Origin of the sequence: Anaeromyxobacter soli (assembly GCF_022808855.1) — a bacterium.
In the GTDB taxonomy this organism is placed as follows: domain Bacteria; phylum Myxococcota; class Myxococcia; order Myxococcales; family Anaeromyxobacteraceae; genus Anaeromyxobacter; species Anaeromyxobacter soli.
In genome coordinates this window covers 1-26020 of sequence record NZ_JAKZLF010000028.1, presented here as the reverse complement: position 1 = coordinate 26020, position 26020 = coordinate 1, and the positions used below count along the sequence as shown (strand labels likewise).

At 74.0% G+C, this 26020-nt stretch carries 23 protein-coding genes; 17 read left to right on the top strand and 6 right to left on the bottom strand.

Translation table 11 applies throughout. The annotated features are described in order from the left end of the window. Positions 1 to 317 precede the first annotated feature (317 nt). From MLV88_RS17535 to MLV88_RS17490, 10 genes are all read left to right on the top strand, one after another. Positions 318 to 2021: a methyl-accepting chemotaxis protein gene (locus MLV88_RS17535; protein WP_243338160.1), complete on the top strand. Its 1704-nt coding sequence runs from the start codon at positions 318 to 320 to the stop codon at positions 2019 to 2021. Between the two features lie 15 nt (positions 2022 to 2036). Continuing rightward, positions 2037 to 2912: a phosphate/phosphite/phosphonate ABC transporter substrate-binding protein gene (locus tag MLV88_RS17530; protein ID WP_242340130.1), complete on the top strand. Its 876-nt coding sequence runs from the start codon at positions 2037 to 2039 to the stop codon at positions 2910 to 2912. Between the two features lie 60 nt (positions 2913 to 2972). After that, positions 2973 to 3503 carry a chemotaxis protein CheW gene (locus tag MLV88_RS17525; RefSeq protein ID WP_243338158.1) on the top strand — a complete coding sequence of 177 codons (531 nt, stop codon included), beginning with the start codon at positions 2973 to 2975 and terminating at the stop codon, positions 3501 to 3503. 52 nt (positions 3504 to 3555) lie between these two features. Then, a complete protein-coding gene (locus tag MLV88_RS17520) occupies positions 3556 to 4749 on the top strand; it encodes a methyl-accepting chemotaxis protein (protein WP_243338156.1) in 1194 nt (397 codons plus the stop codon). Beyond that, positions 4746 to 5114 carry a response regulator gene (locus MLV88_RS17515; RefSeq protein WP_242340127.1) on the top strand — a complete coding sequence of 123 codons (369 nt, stop codon included), beginning with the start codon at positions 4746 to 4748 and terminating at the stop codon, positions 5112 to 5114. The genes MLV88_RS17520 and MLV88_RS17515 overlap by 4 nt, the downstream gene beginning before the upstream one ends. Next, positions 5111 to 5611 carry a chemotaxis protein CheW gene (locus tag MLV88_RS17510; RefSeq protein WP_243338154.1) on the top strand — a complete coding sequence of 167 codons (501 nt, stop codon included), beginning with the start codon at positions 5111 to 5113 and terminating at the stop codon, positions 5609 to 5611. The genes MLV88_RS17515 and MLV88_RS17510 overlap by 4 nt, the downstream gene beginning before the upstream one ends. A 3-nt stretch (positions 5612 to 5614) precedes the next feature. Then, positions 5615 to 8053: a hybrid sensor histidine kinase/response regulator gene (locus MLV88_RS17505; protein WP_243338152.1), complete on the top strand. Its 2439-nt coding sequence runs from the start codon at positions 5615 to 5617 to the stop codon at positions 8051 to 8053. Then, positions 8050 to 9141, top strand: coding sequence for a chemotaxis-specific protein-glutamate methyltransferase CheB (cheB, locus tag MLV88_RS17500; protein ID WP_243338151.1), 1092 nt, complete (start codon positions 8050 to 8052; stop codon positions 9139 to 9141). The genes MLV88_RS17505 and cheB overlap by 4 nt, the downstream gene beginning before the upstream one ends. Positions 9142 to 9264: 123 nt before the next feature. Continuing rightward, the gene (locus MLV88_RS17495; RefSeq protein ID WP_243338149.1) at positions 9265 to 9597 is read left to right on the top strand and encodes a hypothetical protein; all 333 of its coding nucleotides are present in this window, start codon (positions 9265 to 9267) and stop codon (positions 9595 to 9597) included. A gap of 17 nt (positions 9598 to 9614) precedes the next feature. After that, the gene (locus tag MLV88_RS17490; protein WP_243338148.1) at positions 9615 to 11264 is read left to right on the top strand and encodes a hypothetical protein; all 1650 of its coding nucleotides are present in this window, start codon (positions 9615 to 9617) and stop codon (positions 11262 to 11264) included. Positions 11265 to 11345: 81 nt separating this feature from the next. Here the strand turns inward: MLV88_RS17490 and MLV88_RS17485 are convergent, their stop codons facing one another. The 5 genes from MLV88_RS17485 to MLV88_RS17465 all read right to left on the bottom strand — a co-directional run bounded on the left by MLV88_RS17485 (position 11346) and on the right by MLV88_RS17465 (position 16147). Further along, positions 11346 to 11933, bottom strand: a complete 588-nt coding sequence (locus MLV88_RS17485) for a hypothetical protein (RefSeq protein ID WP_243338145.1) — start codon at positions 11931 to 11933, stop codon at positions 11346 to 11348. A 170-nt stretch (positions 11934 to 12103) separates the two neighbouring features. After that, complete coding sequence (locus tag MLV88_RS17480) at positions 12104 to 13846, bottom strand: hypothetical protein (protein WP_243338143.1); 1743 nt, start codon at positions 13844 to 13846, stop codon at positions 12104 to 12106. Positions 13847 to 14017: 171 nt separating this feature from the next. After that, positions 14018 to 14473, bottom strand: coding sequence for a bactofilin family protein (locus MLV88_RS17475; RefSeq protein WP_243338142.1), 456 nt, complete (start codon positions 14471 to 14473; stop codon positions 14018 to 14020). Between the two features lie 167 nt (positions 14474 to 14640). Next, positions 14641 to 15366 carry a hypothetical protein gene (locus MLV88_RS17470; RefSeq protein ID WP_243338133.1) on the bottom strand — a complete coding sequence of 242 codons (726 nt, stop codon included), beginning with the start codon at positions 15364 to 15366 and terminating at the stop codon, positions 14641 to 14643. Positions 15367 to 15523: 157 nt separating this feature from the next. Beyond that, complete coding sequence (locus MLV88_RS17465; RefSeq protein WP_243338131.1) at positions 15524 to 16147, bottom strand: lysophospholipid acyltransferase family protein; 624 nt, start codon at positions 16145 to 16147, stop codon at positions 15524 to 15526. 130 nt (positions 16148 to 16277) lie between these two features. Between MLV88_RS17465 and MLV88_RS17460 the strand changes: the two genes are divergently transcribed. The 7 genes from MLV88_RS17460 (at position 16278) to MLV88_RS17430 (ending at position 24730) form a co-directional block, all read left to right on the top strand. Beyond that, entirely contained in the window at positions 16278 to 17258 is a 981-nt protein-coding gene (locus MLV88_RS17460; RefSeq protein WP_243338129.1) for an OmpA family protein, read from the top strand. Positions 17259 to 17665: 407 nt separating this feature from the next. Continuing rightward, complete coding sequence (gene nrfD, locus MLV88_RS17455) at positions 17666 to 18871, top strand: NrfD/PsrC family molybdoenzyme membrane anchor subunit (protein WP_243338125.1); 1206 nt, start codon at positions 17666 to 17668, stop codon at positions 18869 to 18871. A gap of 249 nt (positions 18872 to 19120) precedes the next feature. Continuing rightward, positions 19121 to 20230 carry a hydrogenase small subunit gene (locus tag MLV88_RS17450; RefSeq protein WP_242339869.1) on the top strand — a complete coding sequence of 370 codons (1110 nt, stop codon included), beginning with the start codon at positions 19121 to 19123 and terminating at the stop codon, positions 20228 to 20230. 3 nt (positions 20231 to 20233) lie between these two features. After that, complete coding sequence (gene hybA / locus MLV88_RS17445) at positions 20234 to 21115, top strand: hydrogenase 2 operon protein HybA (protein ID WP_242339870.1); 882 nt, start codon at positions 20234 to 20236, stop codon at positions 21113 to 21115. After that, positions 21112 to 22329, top strand: a complete 1218-nt coding sequence (nrfD, locus tag MLV88_RS17440; RefSeq protein ID WP_243338123.1) for an NrfD/PsrC family molybdoenzyme membrane anchor subunit — start codon at positions 21112 to 21114, stop codon at positions 22327 to 22329. The genes hybA and nrfD (MLV88_RS17440) overlap by 4 nt, the downstream gene beginning before the upstream one ends. After that, positions 22326 to 24029 (top strand): nickel-dependent hydrogenase large subunit, encoded by a 1704-nt coding sequence (locus MLV88_RS17435; RefSeq protein ID WP_242339873.1) that lies wholly within the window; start codon positions 22326 to 22328, stop codon positions 24027 to 24029. The genes nrfD (MLV88_RS17440) and MLV88_RS17435 overlap by 4 nt, the downstream gene beginning before the upstream one ends. Before the next feature lie 110 nt (positions 24030 to 24139). Then, positions 24140 to 24730: a hemerythrin domain-containing protein gene (locus MLV88_RS17430; protein ID WP_242355540.1), complete on the top strand. Its 591-nt coding sequence runs from the start codon at positions 24140 to 24142 to the stop codon at positions 24728 to 24730. A 273-nt stretch (positions 24731 to 25003) separates the two neighbouring features. Here the strand turns inward: MLV88_RS17430 and MLV88_RS17425 are convergent, their stop codons facing one another. Beyond that, the gene (locus MLV88_RS17425; RefSeq protein ID WP_243338121.1) at positions 25004 to 25882 is read right to left on the bottom strand and encodes a hypothetical protein; all 879 of its coding nucleotides are present in this window, start codon (positions 25880 to 25882) and stop codon (positions 25004 to 25006) included. Positions 25883 to 26020 lie beyond the last annotated feature (138 nt).

Sequence of the window (26020 nt, the reverse complement as noted above, 5' to 3'; positions counted from 1 at the left end):
GGTCAAACGCTCGGTGATGGTTCACAGACCGAGGTGATTCGCGGATGGTACAGCGCGCCGCCGGGCCCAGTCGACGTGATCTCGAGCGGAAAAATCGCTTTTCAGCGCGGTCGTTTTCGACCCGGTGGACCCGTGTCGGCGAGCGACCGACAGTGAGATTGAGCCGCGCACACGCCCCGTGCAAAAGGGGAGCGGTTCATTTGACGCACGCGCTGTCCCCAGCTTAGGGTTCTTCACTCGCTGGAAATCTGCTCCGCCCGGCGGGACGGACCGGGGGGCTCCGTGAGCACGAGCGGCGTTCATCAGAGGTGGCGCGCATGCAGACAGCGGCGAGCACGTCCGGGCGCGAGGCGTCCCCCCGAGTGCTCGAGGCGGCCCGGAGGTCCCGGTTCGGCCTGAGCCTCAAGATCATGGCGATCGCCGGGGCGTCCACGGCGATCGTCGCGATCATCCTGGCGCTGTCCTTCGGTCGCGAGGTGGAGAAGCTCCTCGAGCGGGAGCTGACGAGCCGCGGCCGCCTGGCGGCCCTCACGGTGGCGAACACCTCGGCGAGCCTGATCTTCGCGCAGGACAGGGCGGGGCTCGAGGCGCTCAGCGCGGCGACGCTCGGCGACGTCCCGGGCGCGGCGTACGTCATCGTGCGCGACGAGCGCGGGCGCCCGCTCGCCGAGGCCCTGAAGGACGAGTTCGGCGTCGCCCGGCCGGAGGCGGTGAAGCTCGCGGACCTCGAGCTCGGGACCCGGCTCCTCGAGCGGTCGGTGACCGTGGGGGGCCGCCAGGTGCTCCACGTGGTCGCGCTCGTGACCTTCAAGGCGAAGTCCGACGCGCAGTACCTCGATCCGCTCGGGCTGGAGGAGGCGCTCGGCGCCGGGTCCGCGGGCGACGCCGGCGTGAAGGTGCTCGGCTCGGTGGAGATCGGCTTCCCCTACGCGGACCTGAGGAGCCAGATCGCCGAGGCGAGCCGGCGCGCGCTGGGGCTCGCGTCCGTCGTCTTCGTCGCCTGCCTGCTGGCGATGTTCCCCATCGCGCGCTTCACCACGAAGCCGCTCATGGAGCTCTCCCAGGCCGCCCTCGGGATCGCCCAGGGGGACCTGCGCCAGGAGGTGCGGCGCGCCGGGAGCGACGAGGTCGCGGCCCTGGGGCGCAGCTTCTCGCACATGGTCGCGGAGCTGCAGTCGATGCTCGGCGAGCTCAAGGAGGCCGCGGCGGCGCTGGCGCAGGAGTCCGACGCCATGCTGGGCGCGGCGACGCGGCAGGCCGCCATGGCGGCGCAGCAGTCCGCCGCGGTCGCGGAGATGAACGCCTCGACCCAGGAGATCGCGCAGACCTCGAGCGCGGCCATCGAGCAGGCGGACCGCGTGATCACCGTGACGCAGACGGCGGAGGAGTCGTCGCGCGCCGGCGAGGGCATCGTGGAGGAGGCGGTCGGCAGCACGACGCACGTCGAGCAGCAGGTCTCCGCCATCGCCACGCGCCTCGGCGCGCTCTCGACGCGGGTGGGCGAGATCGGCGACATCATCGGCAAGGTCAAGGACCTCGCCCTCCGCTCGAACGTGCTCGCCCTGAACGCGGCGATCCAGGCGGCCCGCTCGGCGGAGAGCGGCGCGAGCTTCTCCGTGATCGCGCGGGAGATGCGCGCGCTCGCGGAGCAGTCGAGCGCCACCGCCGGCGAGGTCCCGAAGCTCCTCGGGGAGATCGCGGAGAGCAGCGAGGCCGCCGCCGCCGCGACCCAGCAGGGCAGCGAGAAGGCGCGCTCCACCGCGGCGCTGGCGCGGCGGGCGGGCGCGACCATCGGCAACCTCGCGAACGTCTGCCGCGAGTCCGCGACCGCGGCGCGACAGATCGCCGAGAGCTCGCGCCAGCAGGCGAGCGGCGTGAACGAGATCGTGGGAGCCCTCGCGCAGCTCGCGCAGGCCGCCGAGGGCAACGTGGCCGGAAGTGAAGAGACGAGGCGCGCGGCGGAGCGGCTCAAGGCCGTCTCCAGCCGGCTCACGCGCCTCGCGGAGCGCTACCGCAGCTGAACGGAGGAGGCACGCATGGTTCGCAAGAAGAGAGCCCTGAAGACCGGGATCGCCGCGCTGCTCGCCGGCGCCCTCTCCGCCGCGGCGGGTCCCGCCCGCGCGGAGGAGCCCGTCTACGACTTCGGCGTCCTGCCCCAGGTGGCGACCGCGAAGGTCGCGGAGCAGTGGGTGCCGTTCCTGGACAAGGTGAGCGAGATGTCGGGCGTGAAGCTCCGCTTCGTCACCGCCCCGAGCATCTCCGAGTTCGGGACGCGCGCGAAGGCGGCGGCGTACCCGTTCTACTACCACAACACCCTCGCCTACGTTCAGCAGGACGACCAGTACGCCGCCTTCGCGCGCGAGGTCGGCGCGAAGACGGTGGGCGTGCTCGTCGTGGCCAAGGACAGCAAGCTCTCCCGGCTCGCGGACCTGAAGGGCTCGACCGTCGCCATCCCGAGCGCGGGCTCGTTCGGGGCCGCGGTGCTCCCGCTCTTCGCGCTCCAGAAGGAGGGCGGGCTCGAGCTGCAGAAGGACGTGAAGGTGGTGGTCGCCGGCTCCCACGAGGCGGGCTACCAGGCGGTGCTGCAGGGGAAGGCGACCGCCTCGGGCGGGCTCACGCGCACCTTCGAGCTCCTCCCCCAGGCGGATCGCGCCAAGCTCCGCGTGCTCTACACCACCAAGGCGTACTCGCCGCTCCCGTTCGCCGCGCGCAAGGACGTGCCGGCCGACGTGGTCGCCAAGGTCCAGAAGGCCCTCGTGGCCTTCGCGAAGGACCCCGCCAACAGGAGCATCCTCGAGGCGCTCAACATGAAGCAGGGCTTCGAGGCCGCGAAGCCCGCGGACTGGGACGACGTCCGCCACGCGCGCGACGACCTCGTCCGCGTGACGAAGACCCTGTCGAACGGCAAGTGAGCGGCGCGCCCGGGCGGCCCGAAGCGTGAGCACCCCGAGTCGCACGCCACGGGAGCGGGCATGAGCGAGCTCGGAGCGCAGCGCCGCGCGCTCGTGGAGGAGCTCCGCGCGATCGAGCGGGAGTATCAGCGCGTTCGCGCGGGGCTCGTGGCGCTCGGCCCGGGGGAGCGCCTCCCGGGCCTGTACCTGCTCGCCGGCGTGGCCGCCGGCCGGGTGCTCCTGCCCGCCGCCCGCGCCGCGGAGCTGGCGCGCCGGGTGGCCTTCGACAAGGTGCCGGGCGCAGCGCCCTGGCTGCTCGGGAGCTTCGTCTGGCGCGGACGCCCCGCGCTCGCCGTCGATCTCGGCGTGCGGCTCGGCGGCGCGAGCGCGCTGTCGCTCGACGCGATGATGGTGATCCTCGACGGCGCCCCCACGGTGGCCCTCGTGGTGGAGGAGGTCCACGGCCTCGTCGAGGATCCGCTCCTCGCCGACGGCGGCGCGGGAGCGGGGGAGTCCTCGCACCTCGTCCTCGGCGCCTGCCGGGTGGGAGACGAGGCCGTCCCCGTCCTCGCCCCCGAGCTCGTGGAGCGGGACGCGCTGGAGCAGTCGTGAACCCCTCGCTGCCGGACGCCGGAGCGGCGTCCCCCTGGTCGGAGGTCTTCGAGTGAACCGGACCGAGAGTCCGAGCGGGCGTCCTCGCTGGCGGCGCGGACGCCTGGCGCTCCCGCTGCGATGGGGGATCCTCCTCGTCGGCGGAACCGCGCTCGCCGCGGGAGCGGCCTCGGCGCGGCTCCCGAGCGGAAGCGGCCTCGCCGCGATGGGGGTGGCCCTCGCGGCGGTGCTCGTCGCGGCCACGCACCTCGCGCGCCCGGCCGAGCGCCTCGCCGCGGCCGCCCGGGCCGCGGTGCGGGGCGACCTCACCCGCCCGGTCGTGCCCGAGGGCGCCGCGGAGGTGAGGCGGGCCGGGCGCGATCTCGACGCCTTGCGCCTGACGCTGGGCGCGACGCTCGAAGAGCTCTCGAAGGCCTCGGCCCAGCTCGCCGAGGACTCGAGCCTCCTCGCGGGCGGCGTCTCGCGGCAGTCGGCCCTCGCGGCGCGCCAGTCCGCCGTCGTCGCCGAGACGAGCACGACCGCCGCGGAGATCGCCCAGACGGCGCGGGCGGCGGCGCTCCACGCGGAGGAGGTGGTCCAGGTCGCGCAGCGCTCCGAGGACCTCTCCGCCGAGGGCCAGCAGGTGCTGGAGCGGACCGTCGAGACGATCCGGAGCCTCGCCGGGCAGGTCCAGACCCTCTCGCGCGCCATCGCCGATCAGGCGCGGCGCTCGCGGCACATCGGCGAGATCGTCGCCGGTCTGAAGGATCTGGCGGAACAGACGAGCCTGCTCGCGCTGAACGCCTCCATCGAGGCGGTGAAGGCTGGCGATCGCGGGCGCGGGTTCTCGGTGGTCGCCGTCGAGATGGGGAACCTGGCCGAGCAGTCCACCTCCGCCGCCGGCGACGTCCGCGGCATCCTCGCCGAGATCGAGAAGGGGACGCAGGCGGCGATGCAGGTGGCCGAGGAGGGGACGCGCCGCGCGCACGGCGCGATGGAGCTCGCGGCGGACGCCGCGAAGGCGATCTCCGGCCTCACGCGGGCCATCCGCGACTCCTCTCTCTCCGCCCGGCAGATCGCCAACAACACGCGGCAGCAGGGCATCGGCGTCGAGCAGATCGTCGCCGCGATGTCCGACCTGTCCTCCGCGTCCGAGGAGGCGGTGGCCGGCACCGAGGTCGTGGAGCGCGCCACCGCGAGCCTCTCCTCCCTCGCCGCCCGGCTCGGCGAGGCCACCGCGCGGACCCGGAGGGAGGAGCGCGCATGAAGGTGCTCATCGTCGATGACACCCACACGCTCCGCTCGCTCGTCCAGATCTACCTCATCGCCCAGGGCTGGGAGTTCAGCGAGGCGTGCGACGGCGCGGAGGGCCTGCAGAAGGTGCGCGCCCTGCGCCCGGACGTGGTGATCTCCGACGTCAACATGCCGGTGATGGACGGGTTCGAGCTGTGCGCCGCCATGCGCAGCGACCCGTCCCTCCGGCACATCCCGGTGCTGCTCCTCACCATGCTCGGGGACGAGGGGTCCCGGCAGCGGGGGGTGCTCGTCGGCGCGAGCGCGTTCCTCACGAAGCCGGTGTCGCCCCTCCAGCTCCGGGACGCGGTCCGCAAGGTCACGGCGGTGATCCGGTGAGCGCGCGCGCCGCGGCGGAGGCCGCCCGGGCCGAGGCGATCCTGCGCGAGCGAGCCCGCGAGCTCGCGCAGGCGCGGGAGGAGGAGCGCGCCGAGGTCCGGGTGATCCTTCCCTTCGAGGTCCTCGGGGACAGGTACGCGGTGGAGGTGACCCGGATCCACCAGGTCCTCGACGCCCGCCGCGTCCACCCGCTGCTCGGCGCGCCGCGCGGCGTCGTCGGGGCCATCGTGGCGCGCACCCGCCCGGTGCCGGTCCTCGATTTCCGCCACGTGCTCGGGCTCGAGGGCGGCGGGCTCTCGGATCTGCCGCGGGTGATCGTCCTCGACGACGAGGGCGATCTCTTCGGCGTCGCGGTCGAGCGGGTGGGCAGGCGCCTCGAGATCCCGCTGTCCGACCTGAGGCCACCGGAGAGCGGACCCTTCGCGTGGGTGACGCCCGATCGGCGGGCCGTCCTCGACCCCTCGCGCCTCGGCGTCGCGGAGCGCGACAGGAGCTGATCCTTGGCCGACCTCCTCGAACGCGTATGGCCGGTCTTCGAGGCCGAGACCCGCGAGCAGGTCCAGGCGCTCGCCGCCGGGATCATGGAGCTCGAGAGCGCGCCGTCGCCCGGCGCCGTCGTGCCGCTTCGCCGCATCGCCCACACGCTGAAGGGCACGGCCGCGAGCCTCGGCCTCCACGACATCGAGAAGGCGGCGCACGCGGTGGAGGACGTGCTCGTGCTCGCTGACGGCGGCCGGGGCCTGCCCGCCGGTGCGGTCGAGGCCGTGCTGCGCGCTGCACGCGCGGTCGAGGAGTCGCTCACCGCAGCCGCGCAGGGGCGGATCGCCGACAGGGACGAGGTGCTCGCAGGGCTCGGGGCCGTCCTTCCCCGGGAGGCGGGAGCGCCGGACCCGCGCGGCCGGCCGCCGGCGGCCGGCCCCTCGGCCGACGTCGAGGTGCTCACGGCCGAGCTCGGCGCGGTCTGCACCTCGGACGGCGAGGCGCGGTCCTCGCACGTGGCGCGCGCGCGCGAGGCGGCGAGCCGCCTCGCGGCCGCGCTGCGGGGGCGCGCGGCGGAGCTGGCCAGCCGGGTCGAGGCGACGGTTCGCGAGCTGGAAGGCGGCGGCGGCGACGACCTCCCGAGGCTCCTCGCGCGCGCCGCCGCGGAGGTGGTGGAGCTGCGCGAGGTGGCGGCGGCCGCGGAGCCCCGCCCCGCCTCGCCGCCGGAGGGCGCGCCGGCGCGGTCGAGCAGGGACGAGGAGCGCAGCGTCCGGGTGGACGCCACCCGGCTCGACACGGCGGCCGCCGACGTGGACCAGCTCGTGGTCGGCGTCTCTCGCCGCGAGCGCCGCGGCCGCGACCTGGAGCGGACGGCCCAGGCGCTGCGCGAGGCGCTCCTGCTCGTGCAGCGGGGGCTCGACGAGGCGGGGATCGCGGACGACGCTCGCCCGCGCGCCCTCGACGAGGGGCTCGAGCGCATCCGCGCGCGCGGCGCCGATCTCGGCCGCACCGCGCGCGAGCTCCGCCGGGAGGCGGAGCGCGAGCGGATCTTCGCCCAGTCGCTGCGCGACACGCTCCAGGGGCTGCGGATGGTCCCCGCGGAGGCGGCGTTGCAGTCGCTGCGCCCCGCGGTCCGGGAGCTGGCCGCGCAGCTCGGCAAGAAGGTCTCGCTGCGGCTCGCCGGCGGCGAGGTGCGCCTCGACCGCCGGGTGCTCGACGAGCTCAAGGGGCCGCTCCTGCACCTCGTGAGGAACGCCCTGGACCACGGGATCGAGGCGCCCGGCGCGCGCCGCGCGGCGGGCAAGCCCGAGGAGGCGCTCCTCTCGGTGCGGGTGGAGTCGCGCGGCGACCGCGTCGTCCTCACCGTCCGCGACGACGGCGCGGGGCTCTCGCCGGAGCGGCTGCGGGCCTCCGCGGTCCAGCGCGGGATCGTGACCGCCGGGGAGGCCGCGCGGCTCGGCGACGCGGAGGCGATCCGGCTCGCGTTCCGGGCGGGCCTCTCCACCGCGCAGGAGATCACCGCGCTCTCGGGTCGCGGCGTGGGGCTCGACGTCGTGGCCGAGGCCGTGCGGCGGCTCGGCGGCCGCGTGGACGTCGCGAGCGACCGCGGCCGCGGCGCCACCTTCGTCCTCGACGTGCCGCTCACGATCGCCGGCACCACCGGGCTCCTCGTCCGCGCGGGCGGCGGCGTGGCGCTCCTCCCCGCCGACGCCATCGAGCGCGTCCTCCTCGTGGGCGCCGGCGACCTCGGGACCGTGGCGGGGCAGGTGACGGTCTCGGTCGACGGTGACCAGGTGCCGTACGCGCCCCTCGCGCGGGTCGTCGGCGCGAGCGGCCCGCCGACGACGCGGAGCGAGACCGGGGCGACCGTCGCGCTGCTCGTGTCCTCGGCCGGCAGGAGGGTCGCGTTCGCGGTGGACGAGGTGCTCGGGGAGCAGGCCATCGTCGTGAGCGCGCTCGGGCGGCGGATGTCCTCGGCGCAGCACGTCGCGGGCGCGGCGGTGCTCGACGACGGGCGCGTCGTCGCGGTGCTCCAGCCGTCGCACCTCGTCGACGCGGCGCGGCTCCCCGCGGACGCGAAGGCCCCCGCCCGCCACCGGATCGTCGTCGCCGACGACTCCCTCGGCACCCGCTCCGCGGTGAAGGCGCTCCTCGAGATCGCCGGGTTCCTCGTGCTCCCCGCCGAGGACGGGGAGGAGGCGCTCGCGCTGGCCCGGGAGTCGGGCTGCGACCTCGTCGTGAGCGACGTGCAGATGCCTCGCCTCGACGGCCTGGGCCTCACCCGGCGCCTCAAGGCGGATCCGAAGCTCTCCCACGTCCCGGTCATCCTCGTGACGTCGCTCGACGCCCCGGAGGACCGCGCGGCGGGGCTCGAGGCGGGCGCCGACGGCTACCTCGTGAAGCGCGAGGTCCAGCGCGGGAAGCTGCTCGACCTCGTGCGGCAGCTCCTCCCTGCATGATCCGCTGCGTCCTCGTCGACGACGCCCGCGCCTTTCGCGCCGTGCTCCGGGACATCCTCTCCTCCGCCCCCGGGGTCGAGGTGGTGGGAGAGGCGGGCGACGGGCGCGAGGCCGTCTCGCTCGTGAAGGCGCTCCGGCCCGACGTCGTCACGATGGACGTGCGGATGCCACGCCTCGACGGGCTCGCGGCGCTCGAGGAGATCATGCGCGTCGCCCCGACGCCGGTGGTGGTGGTGAGCGGCGAGGCGGGCGGCGAGGCGCAGCAGCTCTCGTTCCGCGCCCTCCAGCTCGGCGCGATCGAGGTGCTGGCGAAGCCGCGCGACCCCGGGACCGCGCGGTTCGAGCGGCAGGCCGAGGCGATCCGCCAGGCCGTCCGGGCGGTGGCGGGGCTGCTGCTCGTCGGCCGCAGGCGGGCGTCGCGGCCGCCTCCCGCGCCGCGCCGCGAGGAGCCGCGCCGCCCGGCGCCGGAGCGGGCCCGGGTCACCGTGCCGGAGGCGGGCGTGGCGCCGGAGGTGCTCGCCCTCGTGGCCTCCACCGGCGGTCCGGCGGCGCTCGCCCGCATCCTCGCGCGGCTCCCCCGCGATCTCCCCATCCCGCTGCTCGTGGTGCAGCACATCGCGGCGGGGTTCGAGGCGGAGCTCGCGCGCTGGCTCGACTCGCTCACGCCCCTCGCCGTCGGGCTCGCGGTGGACGGCGCCCCGCTCGCGCCGGGCACGGTCCACCTCGGCGCTGACGGGCGGCACCTCGGCGTCCGGGGGCGGACGGTGCGGCTCTCCGAAGAGCCACCCGTGCACGGCTTCCGGCCCTCGGGCACGCAGCTCTTCGCGTCCCTCGCGCGCGAGCTCGGGCCGCGCGGCGGCGGGATCGTCCTCTCGGGGATGGGCCGCGACGGCGCCGAGGGGCTCGCGCTGCTCCGCGCCGCGGGTGGCTACACCGCCGCGCAGAGCGCCGCCACCTGCGTGGTCTACGGCATGCCGAAGGCCGCGCTCGACTGCGGCGCGGCGGCCCGCGAGCTCGATCTCGACGAGATCCCGGAGGAAATCCTCCGGCTCGCCAGGCGCGAGGTGCGCGGCGGCGCCCCGGTCTGATCCGGGCGCCCGAGCCCGGGTGTCCCAGCAGCGCCGCGGGGATTGACTGTGCGTGTGGAATCACGGAAGGATCGCGTCCACACTCGAGGCGCGCCGGTCGCCGGGCCGGCTCCGGGGGTTCACATGAAGCGGCTTCTCCTCGCGGGCGCGGCCGCGCTCCTCTCTGCGATGCCTGCGCTCGCGCAGACGGCGCCGGTTCGGTACGTGTTCGTGGCCGTGGACGCGGTGGAGATCCGCTCCACCACGACGATCAAGGTGACCGGAGTGGTGGACGGCGAGAGCGCCCCGCAGACCGTCACGATGACCCTGTCCAACTCCTCCGGAGTGGACAGCGTGGCGGCGTGCGAACGACTGGCGCTGCTCGCGATGACGCGACCGGGCCAGTTCCTCTTCGAGATCCAGGGATCCACGACCTACAACCTGAACGTGTGCAAGCTCGCGCGGGCCACGCCCTAGGCGCGCGCGACGAAGTCATGCGCGCCACGCCCTGGATCCTCGCCGCGCTCGCGGCCGCCTCCGTCCACTGCGGGGGCGAAGGCGGAGCGGGCAGTTCCGATCCCGCGACCCTCGACGCCGATCGCGACGGCGTCGTGCGCGCGCAGGACTGCAACGACGCGGACCCGAGCGTCTGGCGGCCCGTGACGGCCCACCCCGACGCGGACGGCGATGGCTGGGGGGCGGCGACCGAGGGGGTGACCTGCGCCGGCGACGCGCTTCCTCAGGGCTGGGCCGCCGACGGGAGCGACTGCGACGACGGCGACGCCCGCCGCTGGATGCTCGGCGAGGCGTACCCGGACGCGGACGGCGACGGGAGGGGCGGCGGCTCGCTCGCGACGATCTGCCGGGGCGAGGCCCTCCCGCCCGGCTGGGCCGACGCGGCGACCGACTGCGCGCCGGACGACGCCATGCGCTGGACCGAGCGGGCGTACCTGTACCGCGACGCCGACGGCGACGGCGTCACGACCTACGGAGTGGGTGTCGTCTGCAGCGGCGACGCGCTCCCGTCCGGCTACGCCATGGACGCGAGCGGCCAGGACTGCGACGACGGGGACCCGGCGGCGTTCGTCTGGACGGAGGCGTTCGCCGACGCGGACCTGGACGGCCACGGGAGTCCGGCGGGCACCGTCTGCGCAGGGTACGCGCTCCCTTCCGGCTGGGCGTCGACGGGCGGCGACTGCGACGAGGGTGACGGCGGGCGCTGGCAGCGGCTCTCGTACGTTTACGTGGATCGCGACCAGGACGGCTACACCGCCCACGAGAGCGGCACGGTGTGCAGCGGATGGGGGCTCTCATGGCCGTACTCGAACGTGTCCGGCTGGCGCGGAGACGGCGACTGCGATGACGCGGACGCGGCCACACACCTCGCCATGTACGGGTACGCGGACGCGGACGCGGATGGCGTCGGGGGAGGCGCCGCCGTCGCGCTCTGCACGACCGGCCGGCTGCCCGCGGGATACCTCGCGACCGGCGGCGACTGCGCCCCGGACGATCGCGATCGGTGGCGCGAGTACGCGTACACGTATCGCGACGCCGATGGCGACGGGCACTTCGTCTCGTCGGCCGGCACGCTCTGCTACGGCACGACCGTCCCGACGGGCTACGCCACCTCGTCCGCCCTGCCCTTCGACTGCGACGACGCGGACCCCTCGGTTCACAGCGCGCTGTGGGGTTACGCCGACGCTGACCACGACGGCGTCGGCGCGGGGCCGGGCGTGCTGTTCTGCACCGCGGGCACGCTCCCGGCCGACTGGGTCGCCGCGGGGACGGACTGCGCGGCGGAGGACGGGGGCCGCTGGCAGCTGCTCGCCTACGCGGGGCTGGACGAGGACGGGGACGGATTCACCACCCGCGCCGCGGGCAGCCTCTGCGCCGGCGCCGCGCTCCCCGATCCCTACCGCGCGAAGGTCGCCGGGAACGACTGCGACGACGCCGACGTGGCGCTCTGGCGCTGGACGGTGCTGTACCCGGACGCGGACGGCGACGGCATCGGCACGCCGCCGCGGGAGATCCTCTGCCTCGGCGACGCGATCCCCGCCGGCTACTCGCTCGAGGGCTGGGACGCGTATCCCGCGGACCCCGGCGCGCTGGTGGTGGAGGACCCGCTCGCCGTGCTCCAGCCGTAGCGCGCCGCGAGCGGGCGGATCACGGAGCGCCGCCACCGCGACGGGGCGAGGGCGGGGGCGGTGAGGGAACGGGTCCTGCCCTCAGAACGTCGCCCGGATCGTGACCGGCGCGCCGCCGGCGTCGAGCGCGGGGAGGGTGCCCTCGAGCGTGCCGTGCACGGCGAGCACCTGCGCGTCGGTGGCGCCCGCCGGCGGGATGGCGGTGAAGCGGGTCGCGAGTGCGCCCGTGCCGGAGCTCGGGTCGAGCGGATCGAGCGGGGCGAGCGCCTCGTGCGTCTCCGCGTAGGTGCCCGCCTGGACCGAGCCCGTGCCGCGCGTGGCGGTGCCGCTGTCCACCGTGGTCGCGGTCGCGGACCATCCGTAGGGCTGGTTCAGCGCCGGCCGGCCCGTGAGGAAGAACCCGACCTGGGCAGCCGGCTCCGGCAGCGCGCTGCCCGCCACCGGCTGTCCCCGGTAGGCGACCAGCATGAAGACCCACTCGTTCGTCGGCATGCTCGGCATGGACGAGTAGTCGTAGGCGGTCGCGATGCACCAGAGGTCCTCGGTCACGGCGCCGCGGACCTGGAGGCTGCAGGCGAAACCGCCGGGCGCGGGCTGCGAGTCGCCACCGCCGCAGTCGAAGGCGAGGAGCGGGAGCGAGAGGAGGGCGAGGAGGAGCTTCTTGCGCATGGGGACCTCTCCGGAGAGGCCGCGGATCCTATCACGCACCGTGACGTCGCAGAGGATTGACGATGGGTGGAGGAGGCCCGCGGACGAGGTGGGCGCCTCGCGTACCTCGCCCGCGCTGGCCCGGGTCGGCTCGAGAGCCGCCGCGAGGTGAGGCCCCGCCCGGCGGCGGGTTACTCTGCGTCCCCGATGAGCGCGTCCAGCCGCGGCGCGTCCTCCTCGGAGAGCTGCTCGCGCGGGAGCGCCCGCGCCGCCGCGCGAACCTCGGCGCGCGCGGGGTCGCTCGTGGCGAGCCGGGCGCGTGCCTCGAGGGCGAGGAGCTGGAAGTCGATCGAGAGCGCCCGGACGTCCGCGCCCGCCAGCGCGGCGCGGGCGGCGTCCGCCTCGTCGCGCGCGGAGTGGTAGGCGGCCTTCACGACCGCGAGCTCCGCGGCGGGGGCGCCGGCGGCGCCGTCGATCCAGCGGGGCGCGGCCGCGACGTCGCCGTCCGCGAGCGGCTCCGCGAGGAGCTGGGTGGCGAGGTGCGCGTGCAGCTCGGCGCGGCTGGTCGGGAGGTGCGGGCGCTTCACGCCGCGCAGGTACTCGAAGGCGCGATCGAGCCTCGGCCAGGCGGTGGCCTCGTCGCCCTTCACGAGCGCCGCGACGCCCTCGCCGTAGTCGGTGAGCGCCGCGTCCTCGCGCGCGATCGCCGCCTCGAGCCGCTCGACGAGCCCCGCGTCCACGGGGGTGCCGTCGAGATCGCCGCGCAGGCGGTCCGCGTCGGCGAGATCGCCTGCCTCCATGAGCGCGAGCACGAAGCGCATCCGGCGCGCCTCGTCGACGCCGCCCCCGGCCTCGAGCGAATGCCAGCGGGCGAGCGCGTCGTCGAAGCGGCCCTGCGAGGCGAGGCGGCTCGCCTCGCGCGCGGCGCCGTCGTGGCGGAGGTCGCCGCCGGCGAGCGCGAGCAGCCCGCCAGCGATCGCGATGCCGGCGGCGAAGAGGAGCGGGCTCCAGCGCGGGAAGGACGGGAGGTTCCGCGCCTGGGCGCCGGGCGCCGGCGCCAGCGCGAGCGGGACGAGCCCCTTCCTGCCCATGTGGCGCGTCAGCCGCCGGTCGATCACGCGCGGCACGCCGATGAGCAAGAGGAGCATGAGCGCCGCGAGGCCGAGGCTCTCCGCCTCGCGGTTCGCGAGCGCGTCGGCGAGGAGCGCGAGCCCCAGGCCGAGCATGGCCATCGAGCCCAGGAACTCGAGCGCGCCGAAGAGGTGGTGGCGCAGGTAGAGGTCGCCGAGGCCGGGCACCCAGGTCGAGAGCCGCGCCGCCTTCTCGGGATCGCGGAACGGGATCCGGCAGGCGGGCGAGGGGCACGTCGCGATCGCGCCGACGGGTCCCGGGACGACGCCGAGGCAGGCGGGGCAGAGGTGCTGGAGCGAGGGCTCCGCGGCCTTGGGTCCGTCCACCGCCGGGAGGAGCGCCTCGAGCCGCTTGCGGTCCGCGGCCCTCAACCCCACGAACCTGAGGCACGAGCCGTCGGCGAGCCGGATGCGCCAGCCCGACAGGAAGTGACGGCCCGCGCCGCGCAGGGCGGGGAGGGGGACCTGGTTCTTGATGTCGCCGGGCCGGCCGCGGCCGTCGAGCTGGACGAGGAGCAGGCGCCGGTCGGTGAGCACGAGCGCCGTGATGTTGTGGACGTACGCCGGGGCCCCGCCGAACGCGTACTCGAAGAGGAAGTAGCGCATGCCGCGCGCCGCGTAGCGGATCGTCTCGCCCGGCGCGAGCGCCGTGCGGAGGACGCCCGCGATGCCGTCCACGAGCTTCGCCCGCTGCGCCTTGGCGCGCCGGCCGAGGAAGCCATCGGGCTCCGGGTAGAGCGACGCGGCATCGACCGGCAGCGCATCCGTGCCGGGGGCCTGCGGGTGGATCGCCAGCTCGCGCATGAACGCCGTCCCTTCTCACATCGTGAACGCCCTTCCGTACGGGACGGTGAGCGGACGGTCAATGTGGGGACGCGTGGGAGGCGTCAGCGAACGTTCACGACCCGGCGCGGGGGCCGGTCGCGCGGCTGCGGGCGCGTACACGGTGCGTGCACTGCACGCGCCCGCGGGGCGCTACTGCTTCGCCGGGGCGGGGGCCGGGGTGGACTTCGCGGGCGCGGGCTTCTCGCTCGAGCCGCCCGGCGTCATCTTCACCGAGCCCTGCAGCAGCGCGCCCTTCTGCACCTCGATCGCGGCGGTGTCGACGTTGCCCCGCACGCGCGCGGCGCGGTGGAGCTCGACGCCGGTCTTCGCGTGGATGTCGCCGTTCACCTCCCCGAGGACGACGACCGTCCCGCAGGTGATCTCGGCGTCGATCCGCGCGTGCTCGCCGACGACGAGCACGTCGTTGGTCACGATCGATCCCTTGAAGAGCGCGTCGATCCGGACCGTGCCCCGGAACGTCAGCTTCCCCTCGAACTCGGCCCCCGCCCCGAGGAGCAGATCGCTCGAGCCGGTGGGCGCCGCGCTGGGGCCGTTGGCGAGGGGGTTCGGCGGTGCGGCGAGATCGTCGCGCTTGATCATGGACATCAGGTGGGCTCCTCGGGGGTGGGTGCTGCGACGCACCACTTACACCCGGGCGACGGCGAGCATTCCCGCGCTCGCTCGATCGCCCCTCCCGGAAGAGACCCGAGGGAGGCACGGGCGCGGAACCCCGCGCCCGCGCCCCTCGCGCTCGCTCTGAAAAAGCGTGTGCGCTACTTCGTGCCGGTGTCGCTCCCCGCCGGGGCGCCCTGCCCCTCGGAGACGCCCGGCATGTCCCCCCAGCCGCCCTCGATCATCGCCTTCACCTTCCACTCCCCGCCCTTCCGGACGAGGAGCAGCGCGCTGCGGCCGGTGGTCTTCTTCTTGCCCATCGTCATCGTCCAGTTGTCGTCCACCGTCGCGAGCGCGTCGGAGACGAGGAAGATCTTCGGGGCGTGAGTCATCTTCAGGTCCTTCATCGGCTTCCCGTAGACGGGCTCCATCATCTTCCGCCACTGCTCCTCGTTCCACGGCCCGCCGATGCCGTCGCCGGCCTTGTTGTCGGTGACCATGAGGACCGGGAAGTCCACGAGCGCGGCGGCCGCGTCGAGCTCGCCCTTCTGGCTCGCCTGCTGCAGCTTCTTGAGGAGGGCCGTGATCTGCGTCTGGCCCTGCTTCTCCTGCGCCGGCGTGACCTTCCGCGGCGTCCAGCCCGCCATCGCCTCGCCCATGTCCTTCCCGTGCGACGGCGCGGGCTCTGCGGCGCTGGGCGCCGGAGCGCTGGGCTCGGCGGCGCCGGGCGCGGGAGTGGCGGGCTCGGCGCTGCCGGGCGGAGGAGTGCTGGGCTCGGGGGTCGAGGGCGAGGGGCGGGTGGGCGCGGGCGGGGCGCCCGCCCCCTGGCCGAGCACGGCGATGGGGACGAGGAGGGACAGCAGCGCCAGGAAACGAACGGGGCTCATCATGAACGGCTCCTTCCGTGGATGACACGGGTCGTGCACCCCGAGTAACGGGCGCGAGCGGGCGTGGCACCTCCCTGCGGCGGTCTCCCCATCGGTGAGGTCGCTCGGCCGGCGCACGGCCGGTCGCCCGGGGAGATCCAGCGGCCGCGGTCGCGGCTCAGCGCGCTCGCGCGGAGCGGAAGCGGATCTCGCTCGCCTGCTCGGGGTGCTTGCCGGTCTTGTCCGCGTAGAAGGCGCGGATCCGCGCGAGGTCTGCCTCCTCGTCGCCGGTGAGCGGCAGGTACTCCGAGAGGCCCACGGTGCGCGTGCGGTAGTCGATGAAGGCGAGGCCGACGGGGACGCCGGTCGCGAGCGCGATCCGGTAGAACCCGGACTTCCAGTGATCGGTGTACGAGCGGGTGCCCTCGGGCGCGATGGCGAGGAACAGCCGCTCGCGGCGCGCGAGCTCGCCCTCGAGCAGCTCGATGATCCCCGCGGGATCGGCGCGGTTCACCGGGATGCCGCCCATCCGCCGCAGCAGCCCGCGGAAGGGCCAGCGGAACAGCGTGTGCTTCCCGACGAAGGTGACCGGGAGCGCGGAGGCGAGCCGGGCCAGGTATCCGACGACGAAGTCCCAGTTCGACGTGTGCGGGTACACCACGATCACGCAGCGCGGGACCGGCGGCCAGCGGATGTCGGTGCGCCAGCCGGCCGCGGCGAGCAGCGCGCGCGCGACGCGGGCGGCGACGGTGGGTGACGGGGAGTCGGGGCGCGCTGTGGGCGCGGGTCGTGGGTGTCGCAACGAACCGAGCGTGACACGGGACGCCCGTGCCTACAAGCCGTGTGGTAGGCGCGGCCACCCTGGCGCTTGCCCGCCTCCTGACGCTCGGTGGAAGAATCCTCCGTTTTCCCCCGGCGAAAGGGAGCGCTGCATGCCGAAGTTCGAGGAGGCGGAGCTGCTCGACACGCGCGACGTGATGGAGCTCGACCGCGTCGAGGCGAGGCGCCCGAGCCGCGCACCGTGGGTGCTGCTCGTCCTCACGCTCCTCGCCGGCACGGGCGTCGCGGGCTGGCTCCTCTACCGGCTCCAGCTCGCGCGCGACGAGGCAGCCACCGCGGCGCAGCGCCTCCAGGGGGTCCGGGCCGAGCTCGACGACGCGCGGGCCCAGCGGGCGGACCTCGCGCAGCGGCTCGGGCAGACGGAGATCGAGAAGCAGGAGCTCACGACCGCGAAGGCCGAGCTCTCGCAGGACGTGCAGGCGAAGGACGAGCAGATCGCGACGCTCCGCGGCGAGTTCGACGAGCTCCAGGAGAAGATGAAGGCGGAGATCGAGAAGGGGAACATCCGCCTCTCGCAGGAGCAGGGGCGGATCAAGGTCGACATGGTCGACGAGATCCTCTTCGATGTCGGCGAGGCGTCGATCTCCACGCAGGGCGAGGAGGTGCTCTCCCGCGTAGGGGCGGTGCTCGCCCGCCTGGCCGACAAGCGCATCCAGGTGTCCGGGCACACGGACGACCTGCCGATCTCCCCGCGGCTCGCGGACCGCTTCCCGACGAACTGGGAGCTCTCCGCCGCGCGCGCGATCACGGTCGTGCGATTCCTCGAGGAGCGCGCCCATGTCCCCGGCCGCCGCCTCGTCGCCGCGGCGCACTCGCAGTTCGATCCGATCTCCGCGAACAAGACCGCGAGCGGGCGCGCGCGCAACCGGCGCATCGAGATCCTGCTCACGCCGGAGATCGATCCCGATCGGAGGGCGACCCTCGCGGCGGCCGGGAACGCTGCGGCCGCTGCTCCGGCGGCCGCGCCCCGCAAGATCGCCGCGGCGACGACGCCCGCGCCGGCGCCGAAGCGAGCCGCGCCGGCGACGGCGACGGCCCACAAGCGCGCGGCGGCGAGCCGGACGAAGCGCTGACCCGGCGAGCTCGCAGGCGGGGTTCGGCGTTCGGCGCCCGAGCTCCCGCGTCCGGGTCCGTCCAAGAGGTGAGCGGGCCCTCCCCCCGGGTGTGCACGGATTCGACGGCCGTGGAGAATCGCGACGGTCCTCGCGATCGCCGCCGGTCATCCTCGATTCGCCTCGACTTTCGGCGCGGTTGCCCGCGGCCGGCCGTTGAGCACGGCAACAGCCCGGGGCGGGTCCCCTCGCTCGCGCGCGGCGCCGGGTGAAGGATTCGCGCGCCAGTCGCGCGTTCGGTGCGGCGCGCGGCCGGTCTGCGCCTTGGCGCCGGCCTTGCGATGCGGAGGGCTCGGGGCCGGCAGCCGCCCGGGGTCGTCCGCCGCTGCGGGCCCCTCACCGCTCCCTCCGGAGCGGGGAGGTGGAACATGGCCCACGCATCCGTGGCTCCCGTCGCAGGCCCGCTCCTCACCCGCGGCACGAAGCTCGCGCTCGCCCTCGCCGCGTCCGCGTCGGTCCTCGTGTCGATCCGGCTGTTCGCCGGGCTCGGGTCGATCACCGCGCTGAACGACGGCTTCGCGTGGGGGCTGTGGAAGCCGCTCAACGTCGTGACCTTCACGGGGGTCGGCGCGGGCGCCCTCGGCCTCGCGCTCGTCGCGCACGTCGCGAACCGCGGCCGTCACCACCCGCTCGTGCGCTCCGCGGTGTTGACCGGCGCGATCACCTACACGCTCGCCGGTCTCTCCGTGCTCGTCGATCTCGGCCGCTGGTGGAGCGTGTGGGGGCTCGCCGTCCCGACGCGCTGGAACGTGCGCTCGGTGCTCCTCGAGGTCGCGCTCTGCGTCGTCGCCTACTGCGCGGTCCTCTGGCTCGAGGTGCTGCCTGTGCTGCTCGAGCGCTGGCGCGACGCGCCGGGCGCGCGAGGCCGGCTCGCCGCGCGCGTGCTGCCGCGCCTCCAGCGGATGTTCCCCTTCCTCCTCGCGCTCGCGATCGTGCTGCCCTTCATGCACCAGTCGTCCCTCGGCGCGCTCTTCCTCTTCGCCCCGACGAAGCTCCACCCGCTCTGGTACACGGGCTGGCTGCCCACGCTGTTCCTGCTCTCTTGCCTCAGCATGGGCTTCGGCGCCGTGATCGTGATCGACACGCTCTCTCACCTCGCCTGGCGGCGCACGCGGGACGTCCGGCTGTGCGGCTCGCTCGCGCTCGTCATGGCGGCCCTCTCGTTCGCCTTCGTCGCGCTCCGGGTCGGGGACCTCGCCGCGAGCGGCGCGCTGCGGCACGTCACCGGCTGGCGCGGGGTGCTGTTCCTCGTCGAGCTGGGCCTCTTCACGTATCCGGCGGTGCGGGTGCTCCGGCGCTCGTACCGCGAGGACCCCGGCCTGCTCTTCTGGGCGGCCCAGCTCGCGGTCGCGGCCGGGGCGATGTACCGGTTCGACGTCTACCTCGGAGCGTTCACGCCGGGTATGGGGTGGAGCTACTTCCCCTCGCTCGCCGAGATCGTGTTCTCGGTCGGCCTCGCCGCCGCAGGCGTCGCGCTGTACGTCGTCCTCGTGAAGCGGCTGCCCATCCTGAGCGGCGTCGCCCGCGCCGCGGAGCGGCGGCCGGAGGCCGAGCGGCTGCGCGCGCACGCCTGAGTGACGAGGCGATCGGCCGCCGGCGCCGCCCGCGTCGCGCTGCCGCGAAGGGGTCAGAGTCGTGTCCGGCAGCGCGGTTCATCCGCAGCTCTACTCATTTTTGCGCACTGCCCAACCTCGCGAGATTCCGAGCGAACGCAACAAATGCGCGCGTTCTTTGCGTTGAGTGACGGAGGTCAAGGTTGGCGTCGGAAAACGGCGCCCATCATCGCACCCATCCGCGGACACCCCGCGGGCAAGGAGGGCGCGATGCCGCACCCGACCTCGGTCGCGGAGACCTCCTCGCTGTCACGGCGAGACTTCATGAAGGTCTGCACCACCGCCGCGGCGGCGGTGGGCTTGCCGGCGTGGGCGGGCGAGCGCATGGCGGACGACGTGGCGAAGGGCAAGAAGCCCTCCGTCATCTGGCTCCACTTCCAGGAATGCACCGGCTGCACCGAGTCGCTCCTGCGCACGAGCCACCCCGACGTCGCGGCGCTCATCCTCGACCTCGTCTCGCTCGACTACCACGAGACGCTCCTCGCCGCCGCCGGCGTTCAGGCGGAGGACGCGCTCGCGAAGGCGATGGCGGAGAACGACGGCAAGTACGTGTGCGTCATCGAGGGCGCGATCCCCACGCGCGAGGGCGGGCGCTACTGCACCATCGCGGGCCGCACCGCGCTCGAGATCGCGCGCACCGTCGCGGGCCGTGCCGGGGCGATCGTGGCGATCGGCTCGTGCGCGTCGTGGGGCGGCGTGCCGTCGGCCGCGCCGAACCCGACCGGCGCGACCGGCGCGCCGGAGGTGCTGGCGGGGAAGACCGTCGTGACGCTGCCGGGCTGCCCGGCGAACCCCTACAACCTCCTCGGCACCGTGCTCCAGTTCGCGACGTTCGGCACGCTCCCCGCGCTCGACGGCAAGGGCCGGCCGAGCTTCGCCTACGGCCGCGTCATCCACGAGGACTGCCCGCGCCGGCCGCACTTCGACGCCGGGCGGTTCGCGAAGACGTTCGGGGACGAGGGGCACCGGAACGGCTGGTGCCTCTACAAGCTCGGCTGCAAGGGACCGCAGACGCACGCGAACTGCTCTCTCCTCCCGTTCTGCGAGGTGCCCGGCGCCTGGCCCATCGGGATCGGCCACCCCTGCGTCGGCTGCACCGAGCAGCAGATCGCGTTCCGCGTCCCGCTCCACACGACCGTCGAGGTCCAGAAGCCGACCGGACCGATGGCGTACCCGGGGATCTCGCCGGAGCGCGGCGAGGTGAGCGCGGTCTCCGCGGGCGTGGCTGGGCTCCTCGTCGGTGGCCTCGCCGCCGCGGGCTACGTCTCGTCGCGCAAGCTCGCCGGGCAGGAGCCCCGGGAGCCGCCGAAGGAGGAGTAGGCCATGCCGACCGTCTCCCGACGCACCGTCCTCGGGACGCTCGGCGGCGCCGCCGCGCTGGCCGCGGCCCCCGCGCCCGCCTCGGCCCGCGCCCCGAAGCCGCCACACGGGGACGATCTCGGGCTCCTCTTCGACTCGACCCGCTGCGTCGGCTGCCGCGGCTGCGTCGCGCGCTGCCGCGAGGCGAACGCCCTCCCGGAGGACGTGAAGCTCGTGGACGGCGCGCCCTACGACGCGCCGCTCGATCTGAACGACCGGACGCTCACGATCATCAAGCGCACGGGCGACGGGCCGGGCGACGCGTACGTGAAGGCGCAGTGCATGCACTGCGCGGACCCCGCCTGCGTCTCCGTGTGCATGCTCGGCGCGCTCCACAAGGGCGAGCGCGGCGTGGTGGCGTACGACGTGGACCGCTGCGTCGGCTGCCGCTACTGCCAGGTGGCCTGCCCGTTCAACGTGCCCCGCTTCCAGTGGTCGTCCGCGACGCCGCGCATCGTGAAGTGCGAGCTCTGCCGGCACCGCTGGCGCGAGGGCAAGGGCGCGGCCTGCGCCGAGGCCTGTCCGCGAGACGCGGTGGTGTTCGGCACGCGCGCCGAGCTTCGCGCCGAGGCGCACCGGCGGCTCGATGCCGAGCCGGGGCGCTACCGCGGCGGGGTGTACGGCGAGCGCGAGGGGGGCGGCACGGGCGTGCTCGTCCTCTCCGCCTTGCCGTTCACGGCGCTCGGCCTGCCGGCCCTGGGGCCGGAGCCGGTGCCCGCGCTCGGCGAGACGATCCAGCACGGCATCTATCAGGGCTTCGTCGCGCCGGTGGCGCTCTTCGGGGCGCTCGCCTGGGTCACCTGGCGCAACCGGCGCGCGAGCGGCGGCGGGGAGGAGGAGCCATGACGTCGGGAGCGCGCGCGGTGGGAGGGCGGCTCCTCACGCCGACCTTCAAGGTCATGCTGGTCCTGTGGGCCGCGGCGACCGCGGTCGGCGTCGTGCGGTTCACGCAGGGGCTCGGCGCGGTCACCGCGATGAACGACGGCTATCCGTGGGGGCTCTGGATCGCCTTCGACGTGGTGGTGGGGACCGGGCTCGCGAGCGGCGGGTACGCCATCGCGCTCCTCGTCTTCGTCCTGAACCGCGGCCGCTATCACCCGCTCGTCCGGCCGGCGATCCTGACGAGCGCGCTCGGCTACTCCGTCGCGGGCATCGCGGTCATGTTCGACGTCGGCCGCTACTGGGCGCTGTGGAAGGTCCCGCTCATGCCGTGGCGCTGGAACACGAGCTCGATCCTCCTCGAGGTCGCGCTCTGCATCATGGCGTACCTGGCGGTGCTCCTCGTGGAGCTCTCGCCGGCCCTGCTCGAGCGCTGGGCCCGCGGGAGGCATCTGCGGCGCGAGGCGTTCGCGGCGCGCTGGCTGCCGCGGCTCTCGCGCGCGCTGCCCTTCGTGATCGCGCTGGGGCTCGTGCTCCCCACGATGCACCAGTCGAGCCTCGGCTCGCTGCTCGTCGTCGCCGGCACGAAGGTCCACCCGCTGTGGCACACCGGCGCGCTGCCGCTGCTCTTCCTCCTCACCGCGTTCGGCATGGGCTACGCCGTGCTGTACTTCGAGACGATCTTCTCGAGCGCCGCGTTCGGGCGGCCGCTCGAGACGCGGCTGCTCGGCTCGCTCGGCGTGTTCATCGCGGGCGTGATCCTCGCCTTCGTCGCGGTGCGGTTCGCCGGGCTGATGGGCGCCGGGCGCCTGGGCCTCACCGTCACCTCGGGGACGCTGTCGTTCTTCTTCTGGGCCGAGACGCTGCTCCTCCTCTCCGCGGCGGGACTCTTCCTGCAGCAGTGGGTCCACGCGAGCCCGGTCACCCAGCTCCAGGCGGCGCTCCTCGCGCTCGCCGGCGGCGCGCTCTACCGCATCGACGCGTTCCTGGTCGCCTTTCAGCCGGGCCACGGCTGGCGGTACTTCCCGTCGCTCGGGGAGATCCTCATCACCCTCGGCTTCATCGCCACCGAGACGATGCTCTACATCGTGGCGGTGCGGCGCTTCCCGATCCTCGCCGGCGTGAGCGTCGCCGCGGCGGAGCGCCTGCCGGCCGGGGTCCAGGAAGGAGCGGCATCATGACGAGCCAGCGCATCACGATCGACCCGGTCACCCGGATCGAGGGGCACCTGCGCATCGACATCGAGGTGGACGGCGGCGCCGTCCGCAAGGCCTGGTCGAGCGGCACGATGTGGCGCGGGATGGAGCTCATCCTGAAGGGCCGCGACCCCCGCGACGCGTGGGTGTTCACCCAGCGCATCTGCGGGGTGTGCACGACTGTCCACGCGATCGCGTCGGTGCGCGCGGTGGAGAACGCGCTCGGGCTGCCGATCCCGCTGAACGCGCAGCTCATCCGCAACCTGCTCGTCGCCGCCCACGCGCTGCACGACCACGTGGTGCACTTCTACCAGCTCTCCGCGCTCGACTGGGTGGACGTGACGCGCGCGCTCGAGGCCGATCCGGCGAAGGCCGCCGCGCTCGGCGGGAGCCTCTCGTCCTGGCCGGGGAACTCGCGGGCCGCCCTCGCGGCCGTGAAGGCCAAGCTCGACGGCTTCGTGAAGGCGGGGCAGCTCGGGATCTTCCGGAACGGCTACTGGGGTCACCCGGCGATGCGCCTCTCGCCGGAGGTGAACCTCCTCGCGGTCGCGCACTACCTGCAGGCGCTCGACGTGCAGCGCAAGGCGAACCAGGCGGTCGCGATCCTCGGCGGCAAGACGCCCAACATCCAGAACCTCGCCGTCGGCGGCGTCGCGAACGCGATCAACCTGGACAGCCCCGCCGCGCTCAACATGGAGAAGCTGTACCAGGTGAAGACGCTGCTCGAGGAGGTGCAGGCGTTCGTGCACCAGGCGTACTTCGCCGACGTCTGCGCGGTGGCCGGCATGTACCCCGACTGGCTGCGCCACGGCGCGGGCGTGACGAGCTACCTCTCCGTCCCCGACCTGCCCATCGACGCGCCCGGGACGAAGTTCGATCTGCCCGGCGGGACGATCATGGCGGGCGACCTCTCCACCGCGCGGCCCTTCTCCTCGTTCAGCGATCCGTACTTCCGCGACAACGTCACGGAGTCGATCGCGCGATCGTTCTACGAAGGGGACTGGCAGAAGAGTCCGTTCGCGGAGGAGACGGTCCCGAAGGTCCAGGACTGGCAGCCGGAGGGGAAGTACTCGTGGGTGAAGGCGCCGCGCTTCCAGGACAGGCCGATGCAGGTCGGTCCGCTGGCGCAGGTGCTCGTCGGCTACGCGCTCGGCCACCCGCGCATCCGCTTCTGGGCCGACCGCTGCCTCGACGTGGCCGGGACGGTGGCGGGCGCGAAGCTCACACCGGCCGTGCTCCACTCCACGCTCGGCCGCCACGCCGCGCGCGCCATCCGGACCGCGGTCCTCGCCGAGCTCGCCCTCAAGCACTGGCAGCTCCTCGTCGAGAACATCGGCCGGGGCGACACGGCGGTGTTCAACGCGCCGACCTTCCCGAAGAACGAGGTGCGGGGGTTCGGGTTCCACGAGGCGCCGCGCGGGGCGCTGTCGCACTGGGTCGTCATCGAGGACGGCGCGATCAAGAACTACCAGGCGGTGGTGCCGTCGACCTGGAACGCCGGGCCGAGGGACGGGAAGGGGCAGGCCGGGCCGTACGAGGCGGCGCTGGTCGGGAATCCGATCGCCGACCCCAAGCTGCCCCTCGAGGCGCTGCGGACCATTCACTCCTTCGATCCATGCCTCGCCTGCGCGGTCCACACGGTGGACGGGGAAGGGACCGAGCTCGGGACGGTCAGGGTGGGGTAGGGCGTCACCGACCGGCCGCGCTCACCCACGTCGGTTCGTTCGTCGGAGTGCGGCAAGGATCCGCGCGCCCGTGGGCGCCGTGTGGTTACACGACACGCGGAGGTCCTGCCATGCGCGATGGGAAGCCCGTTCGAGCCCGCCGGCTGCTCTCCTGGACGTCGATCGCTCCTGCCCTCGTGCTGGCGGCCGCCGCGCACGCGCGACCGGCCGCTGCGCAGCACGGGCAGGAGGCCGAGGCACCTCACGCAGCGGCGCCGTTCCAGATCCCGGACTCCATGCGCGCAGAGCACGCGAAGATCCACGAGGAGCTCGTGCGCGCGACGAAGGCACCTGCGGCGGTCGGGCAGGCCGCGCGAGCGCTCGCCGAGGTGCTCCACCCGCACTTCGTCCGGGAGGAGGAGATCGCGCTTCCGCCCCTCGCGCTGCTCGAGCCGCTCGCGGCCGGGAAGTACGACGCGAAGATGGCGGAGGTCTTGAAGCTCACCGACGCGCTCCGCGAGGAGCTCCCGAAGATGCTGAAGGAGCACGAGGCCATCGGCGCCGCGGCGAAGAAGCTCGAGGCCACGGCGAGGAAGGCGGGGAACGCGAAGGTCGAGCAGCTCGCGAAGGACCTCCAGCTCCACGCGCGCACCGAGGAGCAGGTGTTCTACCCGGCGGCGCTCCTGGTGGGAGACGCGGTCAGGGCGAGGGGTTCGCGCTGACCTCTTCGCTTCGCTTCGCTTCGTTCGGCCAGACCGAGAGTATTCGAGAGTATTCGGCCAGACCGAGAGTAACCAGCGGCGGATACGGCAGGAGAGGGCGCTCGATGCGCAATCTCGGCGTCATGGTTAGGCAGTCCGGCGACTCACGCCCGCCTGCGAGTGACGTTTCGACGCGCTTTCGGGCTGTGGACGCGAGTTTCGCTGGCTGCGCGCGCACCCCTGCCATGGAAGCGCGCGGAACCGACCCACTGAGTCCGTGAGCGAGAGCGGATCCTACGCTGCGCCGGCGCACCGCACGCCGTGGAAAAGGCGCAGGTGGTAGGTGCCGGCGGGGAAGACCACGGTCCGCACACCCGAGCTCCACTCGACCAAGGCCTGCCGGTACTCGACGAGGAAGGACCGGAGGCGGAGGAGGCCCTCGATCCTCTTCCACTTGTCGCGCGCGGCAATCCGGGGCTTGAGCTCGAAGCGAGGCTCTCCGGCAGGCGGGCTCGCAAACGGGTTCTGCGCCAGCACCCGCGTGACGCCGACGAACCGGCGGCCCTTGGTGGCGATCTCCTGGTGGTGCCTCTTCTCGAGCTCCTGCACGGCGGCCGAGAGCGAGGCACGGAACTCGTCCGCAGAGGCGAAGCCCGGCGGGGCTGAGAGCTCGAGCTCGACAGTCTCCGGGAGGTAGCCTTTGGGGTCGAAGAAGAAGCTCGGCCTTCGGGCCACGAGCTTGATGGTCCCGATCTGCTCTGGGGCAGTCCAGAGACCCGGCCACTCCGCGCCCCGCCTGACGAGTCCGGCGGCGACGGGATTGGCGAGCACGTACGCAGCCTTCGCGAGGACGTCCTCAGCATCGAGCGGCTCGACCGCACTGTAGCTCCCGTCGGTCGCCCAGAAGCTTTCGAAGCGGCCGAGCGAGGCGTTCACCGCGCGTGCGACGAGAGAGTCCAGGTACTGCATGAAAGCCGGGAGGCGTCCTTCGGGATCGGTGACGATGAGGTGCGCGTGGTTGGAGAGGACGCAGAACACGTGGACGAGGACGCCGTGGCGACGGGCTGCGAGGGCGAGGACGTAGAGGAAGATCTCGTTGATGATCTTGGACGGGCGAAGGAAGAAGCGGCGTTCCGAGCAGCGCCGCGTGATCAGGTAGACGGTGCCTGGCAAAACGCGGCGAGGGAACCAGTCAAGACATCGCTGACACTTTGCTCGGGATCTTGGCTTGTCTCCCGCGCTGACGAATCCGCTGCTCGGTGTTTACCCAGGTGACAGGTGGCATCACCGTGTTCTGGGCGAGGGCGTGGT